Raw genomic sequence first — 13,116 nt, 5'->3', positions numbered from 1 at the left:
ACCCTACCGAGAAACCCGATGGCCACCGACAGCTACACCACGCACCGGGACGTCACCCTCTTGGGTCGTGACACACCGGGAAGTCCCATGACATCAGCTGAATACAGTCCCCTGACGCGTAAGCTTTCGGCCTTCGTCGCTTTGTCGGACGTCGAACTGGCCGTGCTTGAACGACTGCACCAACGTCGCCGCACCTTCGTCGCGGGGCGTGACATCGTGCATCAGGGCCAGTCGGCTCAGGCCGCGTATATTCTTTCCGCCGGTTGGGTCTGTTCCTACAAGCTGCAGGCCGACGGCACGCGGCAGATCGTGGATTTTCAGGTGCCGGGGGATTTTCTGGGACTGCGCAGTGTCCTCTTGCGCACGTCGGACCACAGCTTTGAACCCGTTGTCGACATCGAGGCTGCCGAAGTGCTGACAAGCGATCTTCTCGATGCGTTCGTGCAGACGCCGCGCCTTGCGACCGCCGTACTCTGGGCTGCGTCGAGGGACGAGGCCATGGTGGTGGAACATCTCGTGGGGATCGGCAGGCGTGACGCGGAAGCCCGCATGGCGCATTTCCTGCTGGAACTCGGATCGAGGCTTGCACTGGTCGGCATAGGCAGCAAGGAAGGGTTCGACTGTCCGCTGACGCAGTACCATCTCGCCGATACGCTGGGTTTGAGCGCGGTCCATATAAACCGCATCCTGCGGCAACTGCGCGAGAGCGGACTGGTAACCTTTCGGGACGGCCACGTGACTTTTCACGACCATCGCGGGCTGGTGAGCCTTGCCGACTTCGATCCGGCATATCTGGATCAGACCGGACCTCTCCTGAAATAGCGAGGGCCGCCCTCCTTTGCTCGGCAGACGGCCCCGGTGATCAGGTCAGACGCTGGAGATCACGCAAGGGCGTGGGTCGCCGCATCCAGTTCCTTGTTCGTCTCGGCGTCGTTCCGCGCCGTATTCGCCTTCTCGGCGGCCTGGTAGTGTTTGAGCGCCGCATCCTTCTTCGGGCCGGCGGGCGCCTTGTCCCATGCGGCCTTCACGGTCGTCATCTTCTCGGCAGTCTTTTTCTGTTCGGGAGTCATTGGCTTTGTCCTTTCCTGGACGTTCCGAGAATAAGACGCGCGCCGACATGCCCACCTTGTTAAGGGTAGGCATGCCCACACGCGTCTCGGGTAATCGGAAAATTGCGCCACCAAACATTCAGTGGGCAGGTCCTGCATAGCCGATGCCGCTACCATGTGGCACTGACGCAGGTTAGCCCTTGCCCCTGCAGCGGACCGAATGGCGCTTCGGCATTCAAGTGACCGCGGTTTGCTGGTGGGAACCCGGTATTCTCAACCCGCACCCGCGCGAATTCGAGCGATTTCTCTATGCTTCGGTCGGCGAAGACAGGAACGGTTACGTCGTGACGGTCCTTTCAACGCTTGCACGGCTGGGCCTCGATCCATGGAAGGAGACCGCTGAACTGGTCGCGCTGGGGCACGAAGCCGCCCGCGCTCGGCTGGGAACGCTGCTTGCGGGGTTTCGGGATGTTCCCGCGCTTGCAAGCGATCACGGCAGGGTCGCACAAGACCTGAGCCACCTGCTTCCCGAAGCCCGAATGTCGGCCACCCTGAAGCGAGCCGCCTTGACGGTCGCCGACCGCCGTTCCGACACAAGCGGAGCGGTCTGGGCCGTGCTCGCGATCATGCTGTTGCTTTTTCAGACACTCTTATTTGGCGGGGCGGGGCCAGGCGAATGACCGTTTCAAGCGGGACTGCCGGGACACGCCATCATGCAGCCCGCACCTCCGGGACGCTATCGCAAAGCGAACAGGAGGTTTTGTGGGGCATCGAGGAACACTTCTGGACCAGCGGCGCGGACAGTGCGCGGGCGACGACGGCGACCAACGCCGTCATGGTCTTTCCCTATCCGCCCGGGATCCTCCAGGGAGACCAGATCTGGGTTCATCTTCGACAGAGGACCGGCTGACGGTCGGTACTTTTGTCCGAACGGCGCGTGATGTGCTGTGGCGACATCGCCATTCTGACCTACTTCGTCTCGGCAGAGAAGGCCGGCGTGCCGATCTACAAGGCCCTCTGCACCTCGACCTATATCAACGAGGACGACACCTGGCTGAGGCTTTCGGGCATCTTCTTTCCAATCCTTCCTGGAGGGGACGCAAATTGTCCCTGGGCCCTGGAATGTACGCGAGCTCCAGTTCTGGCGCCCTTACCCAGGTCAGTGCGCGAACGCGGCCCAGGGCGCTCGCAGCCCATTCTTTACGCGGGACTAACATGTGTCAGCGCCAGTCCGGACATTCCATCGTACAAGGGAAGAAATCGTTCGACAGTTGAGGTCTGCAATTCGGACGGCCTGCTGAAAGGTCGGGCGAAGGATCTGCCTGCGTCACGGAGCTACTAGATGGACATGCGTTCAACCCGATCGACGGTGACGTTTTCACACCCGTTCAACTTGCCGGAGTATCCGGGCGAATTGCCCGCGGGAGACTACGAAGTTCTTGTCGAAGAAGAGCTGATCCAGGGGTTAAGCTTCGAGGCCTATCGGCGGACGGCGACCTACCTGGAGGTGCGCGGAAGAGGCAGTCATGCCGGACGCACCGAGTTGCGCGCGATATCCGACAGCGCCCTGAATGAGGCGCTGAACCAGGATCTGACGACAAGCAAAACGAACATTCATAGCGACGCGGTACTCACTCGGCAGGGGTAATTACAATGACAACTCCCGAATGGATCAAGAGCGCCCCCTCGCGACGCGAGGGAAGCGCAGCCATGACAACAGTCGAAAAGCTTTCCGGGACACCCGCAGAGACAACCGATCTTGAGCGGCGGGTACTGGCCCATGAAAGGATCTTGCAGGCGTTGATCGCCTACATTGCCCGCTCTGAGCCGCGGTTCGTCGACCACTTAAAAGAACGTTTCGTGGAGCCGATGAAAATGTCGCGGCACGAACACGATTACCGCGAAACCGACGATTACGCGGAAGAGTTCATGCGGGCCGTAATTCTCCTTGGCGAGACACGCGCGCCGCAACCCAAGCCGCTCGATATGCCCGTTGAACAACCGGCTCCGACACAAGGCGAAGGTGGCCGGAAACCCTCCGCGGAGCAAATGGTACAGAGGGATCGGGTTCAGATGCGCGAGAGAAGTGGCATCTGGGAAGTCAAGCTAGATGGCAAATTCTACGGCGACTTCCTCCAGAAGGAACCCGCCATCGCAGCCGCGGCGCTGCTAAAACTATCGCTGCGTTGAAATACCGTAACCGTCCGGGCGGTGCTGTCAAGGGAACCTGACTTGAGGTGGAGGGATGGGCTGGGTAGCCTTTGGCCATGACCCAGCGCTCCCCGTTCCGCTACTTCAAGACGTCGCCCGAGATCATCCGGCTGGCGGTCATGATGTACATCGCCCGCAACGGCCGTCAGCTCGGCGTTCTCGATCGCCTGCATCGAAGCCACCGGATCGATGGCGCTGACTTCCACACCGCCCCCCACCTCGCGCAGGATGACGTTGCAGGGCAGCATCGCACCCACGCGCGGCTCGATCCCAATGGCCTGATAGGCCATCTTCGGGTTGCAGGCGCTGAGGATGCGATAGGCCGGCATCTCGACATCGAGCTTCTTCTTCATCGTCGCCTTGACGTCGATTTCGGTCAGAACGCCGAAACCCTGATCCGCCAGCGCCTTGCGCGCGCGAGAGTCAATGTCGTCGATACCTGCGCCGAAGATCACGCGATTGATCGTGTAAATTGCGAAGTCCTTTTTCCTATTCCCGAAGATATTTGCTCAGCGCTGCTATGGCCAAAACCACCAGGACGAGGATTAACAGGCCGAATAGCCAGTCAACCCCCACCCCGAAACCCATTCCGGAGCCCATGTCGTTCCAATTCGTGTTCCCTTCTTTACGGGCAGTTGCTGCACGTTGTGCTCCGTCGTCGGCTGTTGCAGCAACATTGGGCAGCAAAGCATCTCAGAACTGATCGGCGTCAACATCGACGATGGACAGTGAAGTTACATGAAGGAGGTCGCGCAGCGCACCGGCTGTGTGTTTTCGTCACCTCCTTCGCAATGTGAGCCAAATCAGCAGCGAGATGCCGAGTATCGCCGAGAGCGCCGCTCCGCCGAGAATACCCAACTTTGCCGCATTCAGGACGGAACTGTGGAATGCGAGTCCGGCGATGAACAGCGACATCGTGAAACCGATTCCCGTCAGAAAAGAACCGGCCAGAATGAAAGGCCACGACAAACCCGGCGCGAGTAGTGCCAAGCCAGATCGGACAGCAATCCAGCTGAACCCGAAGACACCGATCGATTTTCCCAACACCAGGCCGACAATGATCGCCAGCGAGATCGGTTGTGCGAAATCGACACCCTGAACCGTGATGCCGGCATTTGCCAGTGCGAAGATCGGCATGATTGCAAAGCCGACCCAGGGGTGCAGCATCATCTCGAGCCGTTCGACTGGGGAGAGCGACTCAGTGACCGCTCTGCCGGCCTGACGCAGGTCGCGGTGGCTTGCGGCATCTCCTTGTCGACGATCGCCCGTCGGAACGGCGAGTACTCGCCCAAGGATCTCACGCAGGCGGGCATCGCTCACCCATATGCGCGTTGGCGCCATCAGGCCCAGAATGACACCTGCAATGGTCGCGTGTACGCCGGAAGCATCGAAGCATAACCAGACTGCCGCTCCCAGAAGGAAATAGACCGGTACGCTTCTGATCCCGAGTCGCGATGCGCCTGCGACGATACAAATCCCCAGAAAGCCCAATCCGAGAGCTGACCAGTTCAACGCCTCACCGTAACCGAAGGCGACTACAAGGATTGCACCGACGTCGTCAAAGATGGCCAAAGACAGCAGGAACAATCGCAAGGTGGGCGGGATCCGGCTCCCGAAGAGCGCGAGGCACCCGATCACGAAGGCCGTATCGGTCGCCATCACGGTTCCCCAGCCGTGCATGCCGGGTTGCCCGGACATCAACACAAGATACAGAGAGACCGGCACGACCATGCCACCCAAGGCGCCTGCGAACGGCAGGGCGGCCTGTCGAGTGTTTCGCAATTCGCCCAGAACCAACTCGCGCTTGAGTTCCAGAGAAAGCACGAAGAAGAAAAGGGTCATCAGACTGTCGTTGATCCAGTGCCGCAGAGAGCGGGTGAAATCCAACGAGCCGAATGTGAGACCGATGGGGGTCTCCCAGAAACGAAGAAAACCGTCTTGCCACGGCGAGTTGGCCAGTCCCAAAGCCAGCAGAACAGCCGCGAGCAGGAGCCCACCAGCTGCCGCTTCGATCTTCAGGAAGCGTGCGAATGGTTTCGTTATACGGTCGGCGGCCTCATGGGGCAGGCTTTGATGAGTATCGATCACGGGAAAAGCATACCTTTTCGGGTCGTGAGAGGCTATGCCGTCGCAATGCGGATGCGTTGACCACGAGAAGCAGTTACCGGCGCCTCAGCCGCGTCCCGGACGGCTCAGGCAGCAAGCGTCCGGGCCTCCGCGAATGAAAGAAGTCTCCGGTGCTTCTCGTCCCAAAGGTGCAACCTTGCGCAGCGGAAACTCTCCCACAGCGTGATGCGGCTCGTCCCTGCGAGGGTCGCGTGATCCGCGATAACCTCGGGCAACCGGTAGAACGGGATCCGGCTGGCCAGATGATGGACGTGGTGGACACCGATATTGCCGGTGATCCAGCGTAGGATGCCGGGAAGGTCGTAGTGCGAACTGCCGTGAAGGGCCGCCTCCTGCACGTTCCACGCGTCCTCGTGCTGCCAGCTGGTCTCCTCGAACTGGTGCTGGACGTAAAAGAACCACATGCCGGCTATGGCAGCCAGGAGCATGGTGGGCAGGAACACGAACAGAAGCACGTCCCAGCCGCCCAGCCAGACGATTACGCCGAGGACGAGGCCAATGGCGGCATTCGTCGCCATCGCGCTCAGCCAGTAGTGCCAGCCGGAGCTCATCAGGTGAACAGGCAGACGGTTCTGCAGGAAAAAGGTATAGAACGGAACCACCCCGAACAGAAAGACCGGATTGCGAAGCAGGCGGTAGAGTGCCCGGCCGAGCCATCGCTTCTGCCGATATTCAGTCACCGTCAAGGTCGGGATGTCTCCGACGCCCCTGCGGTCGAGATTCCCGGTCGCGGCATGGTGGATCGCGTGGGTCCGGCGCCAGACGTCGTAGGGTGTAAGCGTGAGGACGCCGATCCCCCGGCCGATCCAGTCGCAGAGGCGCCGGTTGCGAAACAACGATCCGTGCCCGCAATCGTGCTGGATCATGAACAGTCGGACGAGGAAGGCCGCGTTCGCCAACGCAAGGACCATTGCCAATACGGCACTGATCGACAGCATCCGCCACGCCACCGCCCAGATCGTGACGAAGGGCACGAGCGTGAAGGCAAGCTCGAAAACGCTTCGGGAGGGCCGCGGCTGGCGATATCTCGCCAGCTTCCTCGTCCAGTCCGACGCGCGTAGGTGCGTGCTGTCCTGCGCGGGAACCGTCGCAAGCGAGGAGTTGCCCGCGTCAGGGGAGGCCGCCGCGGATGGACCCTCTGGCCCGTGGGTTTGACCCGGCGATGCGCCCGGACGCCGTTCGTCATCCCAACGGGTGGGTCGCACGTTGTCCTCGCGCCCGTCGTTGCGGGGAGCCATGTCCTGATCGTCGGGCGATTTAAGCAGCGGGTGGGGCAATGGGGAAGGCAATCTGGGGTCCTCGGTGGAGGAACGTGTTGGGTCAAGGCCTGCGCACGGAGTTTCCGCCGGCGATAATGTGGTTGATGAGAGCCGCAACCGCTCGGCGCATTTCTGCGTCCGGGCCGGTGTCGTTCTCGTGGGTTGCCGCGGCATCGCGGAGAACTCCTATGATCTCCTGCTCTGGCAGCAGCTTTCGGTCGTTCATCGCCAGAAGAAGCGCTTCGCAGATCGACAGGGCCGCCATTCCTGCATGATCTTTCTGGTCGGGCATCGTGGGCGTTCCTCGCTGCGAACTGGCGTGCACGAGTGTGGCACTCCGGGGTGATCCGCATCTTTGTTGCAGAGAATGTGCTAGGATGGACTGATCTGAAGCAGTGGCTGGGCCAGAAGTTTTCGCTAATTCATCAACCTGACCCACCCAGCCGTCGAGGGAGAGCATGACCGTCGAGGCGCACAGTCCGCTGATCCGCAAGCTTTCCGCGTTCGTCGCATTGTCGGAAGCCGAGTTGGGCGTGCTCGATCGTCTGCACCGGCGCCGGCGAACGTTCGTCGCCGGACGGTACATGGTGCATCAGGGACAGTCGGGCCAGGTGGCTTACATCCTGTCGTCGGGCTGGGTCTGTTCCTACAAGATCCAGGCGGACGGGACGCGTCAGATCGTCGATTTCCAGATACCGGGGGATTTTCTGGGGTTGCGGAGCGTTCTTTTGCGCACGTCGGATCATAGTTTCGAACCCATCGTGAACATCGAGGCTGCGGAAGTGCTGACGAGCAATCTACTCGATGCGTTCGCGCAGACGCCCCGCCTCGCGACCGCCATCCTCTGGGCAGCGTCAAGGGACGAAGCGATGGTCGTGGAGCATCTCGTCGGGATCGGCCGGCGGGACGCCGAAGCGCGCATGGCACATCTCCTGCTAGAGCTGGGGTCGAGGCTGGCGTTGGTGGGTATGGGCGGCAAGAAGGGATACGACTGCCCGCTGACGCAGTATCACCTGGCGGATGCTCTAGGACTGAGTGCCGTCCACGTGAACCGCATCCTGCGGCAGCTGCGCGAGAGCGGACTGGTAACCTTTCGTGACGGTCACGTGGCATTTCATGATTATGGCCGGTTGACGGATTTCGCCGACTTCGATCTGGAATACCTGGATCAGACGGGGCCTCTGCTTGCCTGAAGCCTGAGGAACCACCGCACGGAGGTCAAATGCGGCCAAGCAGCATCAGGATGACCACGATGATGAGGATCGTGCCGAGGACACCTGTCCCGGCATGACCGAAGCCATAGCCGTAGCCCCCGAAGCGCCCGCTGAAACCGCCGAGCAGAAAAATGACAAGAATTACGACCAGAATTGTGCCGAGCGACATGGTGTTATCTCCTTTGTTTGCACGCGCCAGATAGGGGATGCGCTCTGTTGATGACTGCGTCTGTACGAGGCGCTTCAGTTGCCCTCGATGGTGACACCTTTCTCGTTGATCTCGATATAGATGCCGCTTTGGCGTTCCTGATAGCAGAGATAGCCTGATCCGATGGAGAGGACCGTCACGACATGCCCGTTCCGGTCTTGGCCGACCGGCGCGTAGAGAAATCGTTCGAACTCGGGCGGGTGCGGGTTGAGAACATTGGGTTGGGCCATCGTGCTTCCATTCTTGGTTGCAGGAATGCAGATCATCCCCGTTTCCCAAAGTGTACGCGCAGGTCGGTCCCCGCGCCCTTACACAGTTCAGTATCCGCAAACCTCCCCAGGTTGTTCTCTACCCGCGCGGCGCCAGGGACTAACATGTGTCAGCACAAGTCGAACGTTTCCCAAGTACAAAAGGAGAAATCGTTCGACTGGTCAGGTCCGGAAACCAATGGGCCGTCAACAGTGGCGAGCGACCGATCTGCCAAAATCGTGGAGGCCAGAGATGAGCGTGCGTTCATCCAGTTTGAGGGCGACTTTCATGCACCCGTTCAGCCTAGCCGATTTTCCGGACGAACTTCCGACCGGGGACTACGAAGTCCTGATTCAGGAAGAACTTCTCCGCGGGCAAGGTTTCGAAACGTATCAGAGGACGGCGACCCATATGACCGTTCCTGACAGAGGGGATCGGACGGGTTGGATGGAACTGCACACCATATCAGAGCGCGACCTGAATGAGGCGCTGAGCCGGGATCAAGGTCCCACTGAGATGAACAACCACAGCGAAGCGGCGCTTTCTCCGCAGGAGGATGGAACATGAACATTCCCGAATGGCTCAAACCCGGCATCTATGGTGCCGTGATCGGTGCTGTCTTTGTCGGCGTCGTCGGATTTTCATGGGGTGGCTGGGTGACCGGCGGCACTTCGAATGACCGGGCGGTGGCGATGTCCCGTAACAATGTCGTCGCCTCAATGGTACCGGTCTGCCTCGACATGGCGCGGTCAGACCCGGCTCGGGCGGACAAGCTTGCAACGATCCGAGCCGCCTCGACCTACCAGAGGCGCGACGCTCTCATGACAGCCGGCTGGGCGACGATGCCAGGAACCGATGCCCCAGACCGGGATATTGCGCAAGCCTGCCTGAAGGAACTGGACCTCTGAGGTCGTGCTGTTCAGAGCCGACGATGTGATGGCGCACAACGAGTCGTACCGTCAAACGCGCGAGCCAAGCATCGTACCGCTTGCCAAAACCGAGATAGGAGCTTGCGATGCCTTCTGATGACAATGGACCGGAAGATCGCGGACCTTGGAAAAACAAGCAGACCCGCGTTCCCCCTGAGGTTGACGCAATTCTCAGGCGGGGCCGGGATCAGATGCACGACATCCTGCCGGACGGTCTGCCACCGGTGAAGCGTGTTGCAATCGGGGCCGCCATTGCGCTTGCGGCGTTTGGGGCGTGGTCCTCACATTACACGGTGCCGAGCGACTCCGTTGCGATTGTCCAACGGTTCGGGAAGTACGCGGCCGAGATCCCTCCGGGGCTGCACTTCAAGATCCCGTTCGGGATCGACGTGACCACATTGCTCCCGGTCAAGCGCCAGCTGAAACAAGAGTTCGGGTTCACAACTCCGGGTGCCTCCGATCCCTATCAGAGCCCGACGGACGGTCGCCGCGAGACCGAGATGGTGACTGGCGATCTCAACGCCGCGCTCGTGGAGTGGGTGGTCCAGTACCGGATTTCCGAACCTCGGAAATTTCTGTTCGAGGTGCGTGAGCCGAGCGCGACCCTGCGTTACGTCTCGGAGTCCGTCATGCGCGAAGTCGTGGGAGACCGCACAGTAGACGAGGTGATCACCGTCGGGCGCCAGGAAATCGAAAGCGAAGCCCTGCTGAAGATGCAGGCGCTCGCGACCAAATACGCGATGGGCATCAGCTTCGATCAGGTGCAGCTGAAGAACATCAATCCGCCCCAGCCGGTTCAGGCCTCGTTCAACGAGGTCAACCAGGCACAACAAGAGAAGGAGCGGATCATCAACGAGGCCCGCCGCGAATACAACCGCGTCATACCGCTCGCTGAAGGCGAAAAGGACCAGCGCATCCGCGAAGCCGATGGCTATCGCCTGAGGCGGATCAACGAAGCCGAGGGCGATGCGGCACGCTTCACGGCTCTCCTGACGGAATACCGTCTGGCGCCCGAAGTGACCCGGCGCCGGATCTACATCGAAACTCTGCAGGATGTTCTGCCGGGAACTGGTTCCAAGATCATTGTCGACGGGTCCACGGCAAGCATCCTGCCGCTTTTGAACCTTGATCGACAGACAGGAGAGCAACCATGAAGACCCTTGCGCTTATTGCCTCGGGGATCGCGGTTGCCGGGGTCGTTGCTGCGTCATCCGCCGTCTACACGGTCGGCGAGGTCGAACAGGCCATCATCACCCAGTTCGGCAAGCCGGTCGGCGCGCCGATCACCGAGGCTGGTCTCAAGTTGAAACTCCCCTTCGTTCAGGAGGTTAACCGGATCGACAGCCGGGTTCTGGAATGGGACGGCTCGCCATCGGACATGCCCACCATGGACAAGCTCTATATCTCGGTCGATCTCTTCGCGCGCTGGAAGATCACCGATCCTCTGCAGTACTTTCTGCGTCTGCGCGACGAACGCAGCGCCCAGTCGCGCCTCGATGATATCCTCGGCAGCGAGACGCGGAACGCCGTCGCCAAGCACGAACTCATCGAGATCGTGCGCACGACCAGGGGCCGGACACCGCTTCGGGACACGCTTCTGACGGATCAGGAGCTTGCGCAGGACATCGGCGCACTGGTTCCCATCACGAAGGGGCGGGCGCTGGTCGAGCGGCAGATCTTCGAGGCGGCGGCGGAAAAGGTGCGCGTTTTCGGGATCGAGCTTCTCGATATCCGCTTCAAACGCATAAACTACAACGAAAGCGTCCGACCCAAGATCTATGACCGCATGATCTCGGAGCGCCGGCAGATCGCCGAACGCTTCCTGTCTGAAGGCAACGGTGAAGCGGCCCGTATTCAAGGCAACAGGGTGCGGGATCTGAACAAGATCCAGTCCGAAGCCTATCGCGCCGTCGAGGAAATCCGCGGTGCCGCCGATGCCGCAGCAGCAGCAATCTATGCGGGTGCTTACAATGTCGATGCCGTCTCGGTCGAATTCTACGATTTTACCCGAACGATGCAGGCTTACGGCGACATGATCTCCGACGACACGACGCTTGTCCTGACGACGGACAGCGATCTGTTCCAGTTCCTGCGCGGCATGCAGGGCGAGGCAGACCCACTCCGCGATCCGGACAGCGTTCCAAGCGACGGTGGCGTGGCGTCAATCGGCAGGGCCCGACCAGCGCAAGACCCCGCGACGCCAATCATGACACAGACGGAGGCCGAAGCAGACCGATAGGTTCAGCGTGGAGGGTTTCAAGCATGAATAGAGGGTATTAAGCGGGAAGCAGGTCAATGACACCTGGACCACCGAGGTCGGTTTCCGTCCGCTTCTGAGCAAGACACACCCACTTAATTTCCGTACCCCTAACCTGCGTCAGCACCCGATGTTCGCCTGACTGGCAGGTGAATACCAAGAGTTGGATCGCGACGAGGCGAAGGATTGCCTGCCCACGCTCGAAGACAGACATCCGGCGTCGCACCGCGCAGCGTAAAGGATGACAAGCCATGACATCAGTCAAATATCTTACCAGAACGGCCGAAGAGACGACCGATCTCGAACGGCGCGTGTTGGCCCATGAACGGATTCTGCAGGCCCTGATCGCTTACATGGCACGTTCCGAGCCGCGTTTCGTCGACCACCTCCGAGAACGGTTCGTAGAGCCGATGAGATTGACCCGGCACGAATATGACCACCGTGAAACGGACGACTACGCGGAAGAGTTCATTCGCGCCGTGATGCTCCTCGGAGAAGCGCGCGCGCCCAAGCGAAGGGGCCGGAAATGACCGACAAGCAACCCATGCCGCTGAAAAGCAGAGGAGAAAAGGGGTCTTTCATGGACCGGCCAGTGCAGCGCGGTGGAGTTCAGGTGCGCGAAAGGAACGGCATCTGGGAGGTGGAGGTCGATGGCAAGTTCCGCGGCGACTACTGCCAGAAGGAGCATGCTCTTTCCGCTGCTGCCTTGCACAAGTTGTCGCCCCGATGACCGGTGGCTCTCATCCGACAGTCCCGCAGGATTTCGCGATCCAGGTGGCCGAGAACGAAGGCATGCCAACGAGACCGAATTCCAGGGGCTCCCCGCCACCGCCCGCGCCAACTCGACGGCTGACCGGAACGCTCACGCTTGGGCCATCGAAGACACGCGGGGCAACCGGCGGACTCCGGTCCGCCAAGGAGAAAGCGGCGATGAGACATCCGCTGGCGAGGCTGATCGCGGGGACGGCAGTTATAGCGGGTCTGATCGCGCCCTTCGTCTTCCCCGTCCTTGCGAAGGATGGCACTGACCTGATGCCTCGGACGCTCATCCTTGCAAGATGATCATGACATGACCAGGCGCGGCCGTGTGTCCGGCAAGCGGGTCAGCATCGGGTGCCGTCTGCGATACAGCTTCCCGCAACCGACGCCGCTGATCGCGCTGCTGAACGTGCACTACTCCCGCTTTGGCGATCTGGAGCGCGCCGACTATCTCGTGACGTCGCCGAGCGTGCCGATTGAAAGCTACCGGGATGGCTTTGGCAACTGATGTACGCGTCTCGTGGCTCCGGCGGGCGATTTCTGCCTGTCGACGGATGGCATCTTCCGCGACACGGGCCAGCCCGATCCCGCTTCCCCGGGCGCGCAGCAGCACGCGGTCCAGGATCTGCCTTTCGAGACCCTCGTCTTTCTGCAGGGCAGCCGGTATTGCGATACCGACATTCTGTCGGAGGAGGCGTGGCATCTTTTCGAGACCACGGACCCCGGTTGGCCCCGCGTCCAGGCGATCTGTGATTTCGTGCATGGACATGTCCGCTTCGACTACATGCAGGCGAAGGGTAAGCGCCACGCCGATCCCCTCCTGCCGCGTTGAAGCTGGCTGTGCGAGTCCTGCT

19 protein-coding genes and 2 pseudogenes are annotated in these 13,116 nt (G+C 60.8%); 14 read left to right on the top strand and 7 right to left on the bottom strand.

Annotation, left to right across the window (positions count from 1 at the left end):
• The first annotated feature begins 87 nt into the window (after positions 1-87).
• Complete coding sequence (locus IE266_RS26200) at positions 88-822, top strand: Crp/Fnr family transcriptional regulator (protein ID WP_189683094.1); 735 nt, start codon at positions 88-90, stop codon at positions 820-822.
• Positions 823-881: 59 nt separating this feature from the next.
• On the opposite strand, the gene IE266_RS26195 is transcribed toward IE266_RS26200, so the two are convergent.
• Positions 882-1,070, bottom strand: coding sequence for a hypothetical protein (locus IE266_RS26195; protein ID WP_189682366.1), 189 nt, complete (start codon positions 1,068-1,070; stop codon positions 882-884).
• A 179-nt stretch (positions 1,071-1,249) separates the two neighbouring features.
• On the opposite strand from IE266_RS26195, the gene IE266_RS26190 reads away from it, so the two are divergent.
• The 4 genes and pseudogenes from IE266_RS26190 to IE266_RS27320 all read left to right on the top strand — a co-directional run.
• Positions 1,250-1,729 (top strand): hypothetical protein, encoded by a 480-nt coding sequence (locus tag IE266_RS26190; RefSeq protein WP_189683092.1) that lies wholly within the window; start codon positions 1,250-1,252, stop codon positions 1,727-1,729.
• Positions 1,730-2,391: 662 nt separating this feature from the next.
• Complete coding sequence (locus IE266_RS26185) at positions 2,392-2,697, top strand: hypothetical protein (protein WP_189683091.1); 306 nt, start codon at positions 2,392-2,394, stop codon at positions 2,695-2,697.
• Positions 2,698-2,759: 62 nt separating this feature from the next.
• On the top strand, positions 2,760-3,239 hold the full coding sequence (locus IE266_RS26180) for a hypothetical protein (protein WP_189683090.1): 480 nt from the start codon (positions 2,760-2,762) through the stop codon (positions 3,237-3,239).
• A 77-nt stretch (positions 3,240-3,316) separates the two neighbouring features.
• Positions 3,317-3,433 (top strand): annotated as a pseudogene (locus IE266_RS27320) (IS6 family transposase); the annotation flags it as partial.
• On the opposite strand, the pseudogene IE266_RS26175 reads toward IE266_RS27320, so the two are convergent.
• From IE266_RS26175 to IE266_RS26160, 4 genes and pseudogenes are all read right to left on the bottom strand, one after another.
• A pseudogene (locus IE266_RS26175) lies at positions 3,386-3,733 on the bottom strand (DUF302 domain-containing protein); the annotation flags it as partial. The pseudogenes IE266_RS27320 and IE266_RS26175 overlap by 48 nt on opposite strands.
• A gap of 304 nt (positions 3,734-4,037) precedes the next feature.
• Positions 4,038-5,348, bottom strand: coding sequence for a Na+/H+ antiporter NhaA (gene nhaA, locus IE266_RS26170; protein WP_189683089.1), 1,311 nt, complete (start codon positions 5,346-5,348; stop codon positions 4,038-4,040).
• A 104-nt stretch (positions 5,349-5,452) separates the two neighbouring features.
• Positions 5,453-6,625 (bottom strand): fatty acid desaturase, encoded by a 1,173-nt coding sequence (locus IE266_RS26165; protein WP_229864528.1) that lies wholly within the window; start codon positions 6,623-6,625, stop codon positions 5,453-5,455.
• 82 nt (positions 6,626-6,707) lie between these two features.
• Positions 6,708-6,938, bottom strand: coding sequence for a hypothetical protein (locus IE266_RS26160; RefSeq protein WP_189683088.1), 231 nt, complete (start codon positions 6,936-6,938; stop codon positions 6,708-6,710).
• Positions 6,939-7,104: 166 nt separating this feature from the next.
• On the opposite strand from IE266_RS26160, the gene IE266_RS26155 reads away from it, so the two are divergent.
• Positions 7,105-7,839 carry a Crp/Fnr family transcriptional regulator gene (locus IE266_RS26155; protein ID WP_189683087.1) on the top strand — a complete coding sequence of 245 codons (735 nt, stop codon included), beginning with the start codon at positions 7,105-7,107 and terminating at the stop codon, positions 7,837-7,839.
• A gap of 25 nt (positions 7,840-7,864) precedes the next feature.
• On the opposite strand, the gene IE266_RS26150 is transcribed toward IE266_RS26155, so the two are convergent.
• Both IE266_RS26150 and IE266_RS26145 read right to left on the bottom strand, forming a co-directional pair.
• Positions 7,865-8,029, bottom strand: coding sequence for a DUF3309 family protein (locus IE266_RS26150; RefSeq protein ID WP_189683086.1), 165 nt, complete (start codon positions 8,027-8,029; stop codon positions 7,865-7,867).
• 74 nt (positions 8,030-8,103) lie between these two features.
• Positions 8,104-8,298 carry a hypothetical protein gene (locus tag IE266_RS26145; RefSeq protein ID WP_189683095.1) on the bottom strand — a complete coding sequence of 65 codons (195 nt, stop codon included), beginning with the start codon at positions 8,296-8,298 and terminating at the stop codon, positions 8,104-8,106.
• 271 nt (positions 8,299-8,569) lie between these two features.
• On the opposite strand from IE266_RS26145, the gene IE266_RS26140 reads away from it, so the two are divergent.
• The 8 genes from IE266_RS26140 (at position 8,570) to IE266_RS26115 (ending at position 13,094) form a co-directional block, all read left to right on the top strand.
• Positions 8,570-8,884 carry a hypothetical protein gene (locus tag IE266_RS26140; protein ID WP_189683085.1) on the top strand — a complete coding sequence of 105 codons (315 nt, stop codon included), beginning with the start codon at positions 8,570-8,572 and terminating at the stop codon, positions 8,882-8,884.
• Positions 8,881-9,225 carry a hypothetical protein gene (locus tag IE266_RS26135; RefSeq protein ID WP_189683084.1) on the top strand — a complete coding sequence of 115 codons (345 nt, stop codon included), beginning with the start codon at positions 8,881-8,883 and terminating at the stop codon, positions 9,223-9,225. Before IE266_RS26140 ends, IE266_RS26135 begins: the two co-directional genes overlap by 4 nt.
• A gap of 107 nt (positions 9,226-9,332) precedes the next feature.
• Positions 9,333-10,400 (top strand): FtsH protease activity modulator HflK, encoded by a 1,068-nt coding sequence (gene hflK / locus IE266_RS26130; RefSeq protein ID WP_189683083.1) that lies wholly within the window; start codon positions 9,333-9,335, stop codon positions 10,398-10,400.
• On the top strand, positions 10,397-11,485 hold the full coding sequence (gene hflC, locus IE266_RS26125; protein WP_189683082.1) for a protease modulator HflC: 1,089 nt from the start codon (positions 10,397-10,399) through the stop codon (positions 11,483-11,485). The genes hflK and hflC overlap by 4 nt, the downstream gene beginning before the upstream one ends.
• Before the next feature lie 269 nt (positions 11,486-11,754).
• Positions 11,755-12,033 (top strand): hypothetical protein, encoded by a 279-nt coding sequence (locus IE266_RS27080; protein WP_229864527.1) that lies wholly within the window; start codon positions 11,755-11,757, stop codon positions 12,031-12,033.
• Positions 12,030-12,233 (top strand): hypothetical protein, encoded by a 204-nt coding sequence (locus tag IE266_RS27075; protein WP_229864525.1) that lies wholly within the window; start codon positions 12,030-12,032, stop codon positions 12,231-12,233. Before IE266_RS27080 ends, IE266_RS27075 begins: the two co-directional genes overlap by 4 nt.
• Before the next feature lie 339 nt (positions 12,234-12,572).
• A complete protein-coding gene (locus IE266_RS27070; protein WP_229864523.1) occupies positions 12,573-12,770 on the top strand; it encodes a hypothetical protein in 198 nt (65 codons plus the stop codon).
• A gap of 12 nt (positions 12,771-12,782) precedes the next feature.
• Entirely contained in the window at positions 12,783-13,094 is a 312-nt protein-coding gene (locus tag IE266_RS26115) for a transglutaminase-like domain-containing protein (protein WP_229864521.1), read from the top strand.
• Positions 13,095-13,116: the final 22 nt, after the last annotated feature.

This window comes from Seohaeicola zhoushanensis, assembly GCF_014656415.1.
In the GTDB taxonomy this organism is placed as follows: Bacteria; Pseudomonadota; Alphaproteobacteria; order Rhodobacterales; family Rhodobacteraceae; genus Seohaeicola_A; species Seohaeicola_A zhoushanensis.
The sequence above is the reverse complement of the archived record's forward strand: the minus strand, read 5'-3'. Positions and strand labels throughout refer to the sequence as shown.

What these genes read in the sequence shown, in the direction of transcription:
- IE266_RS26180 (WP_189683090.1), top strand. Translation starts at nt 2,760, where the DNA reads ATGACAACAGTCGAAAAGCTTTCCGGGACACCCGCAGAGACAACCGAT.
- hflK (WP_189683083.1), top strand. Translation starts at nt 9,333, where the DNA reads ATGCCTTCTGATGACAATGGACCGGAAGATCGCGGACCTTGGAAAAAC.
- IE266_RS26135 (WP_189683084.1), top strand. Translation starts at nt 8,881, where the DNA reads ATGAACATTCCCGAATGGCTCAAACCCGGCATCTATGGTGCCGTGATC.
- IE266_RS26195 (WP_189682366.1), bottom strand. Translation starts at nt 1,070, where the DNA reads ATGACTCCCGAACAGAAAAAGACTGCCGAGAAGATGACGACCGTGAAG.
- IE266_RS26140 (WP_189683085.1), top strand. Translation starts at nt 8,570, where the DNA reads ATGAGCGTGCGTTCATCCAGTTTGAGGGCGACTTTCATGCACCCGTTC.
- IE266_RS26185 (WP_189683091.1), top strand. Translation starts at nt 2,392, where the DNA reads ATGGACATGCGTTCAACCCGATCGACGGTGACGTTTTCACACCCGTTC.
- IE266_RS26165 (WP_229864528.1), bottom strand. Translation starts at nt 6,625, where the DNA reads ATGGCTCCCCGCAACGACGGGCGCGAGGACAACGTGCGACCCACCCGT.
- IE266_RS27070 (WP_229864523.1), top strand. Translation starts at nt 12,573, where the DNA reads ATGACCAGGCGCGGCCGTGTGTCCGGCAAGCGGGTCAGCATCGGGTGC.
- IE266_RS27075 (WP_229864525.1), top strand. Translation starts at nt 12,030, where the DNA reads ATGACCGACAAGCAACCCATGCCGCTGAAAAGCAGAGGAGAAAAGGGG.
- IE266_RS26145 (WP_189683095.1), bottom strand. Translation starts at nt 8,298, where the DNA reads ATGGCCCAACCCAATGTTCTCAACCCGCACCCGCCCGAGTTCGAACGA.
- hflC (WP_189683082.1), top strand. Translation starts at nt 10,397, where the DNA reads ATGAAGACCCTTGCGCTTATTGCCTCGGGGATCGCGGTTGCCGGGGTC.
- IE266_RS26160 (WP_189683088.1), bottom strand. Translation starts at nt 6,938, where the DNA reads ATGCCCGACCAGAAAGATCATGCAGGAATGGCGGCCCTGTCGATCTGC.
- IE266_RS26155 (WP_189683087.1), top strand. Translation starts at nt 7,105, where the DNA reads ATGACCGTCGAGGCGCACAGTCCGCTGATCCGCAAGCTTTCCGCGTTC.
- IE266_RS27080 (WP_229864527.1), top strand. Translation starts at nt 11,755, where the DNA reads ATGACATCAGTCAAATATCTTACCAGAACGGCCGAAGAGACGACCGAT.
- IE266_RS26150 (WP_189683086.1), bottom strand. Translation starts at nt 8,029, where the DNA reads ATGTCGCTCGGCACAATTCTGGTCGTAATTCTTGTCATTTTTCTGCTC.
- IE266_RS26200 (WP_189683094.1), top strand. Translation starts at nt 88, where the DNA reads ATGACATCAGCTGAATACAGTCCCCTGACGCGTAAGCTTTCGGCCTTC.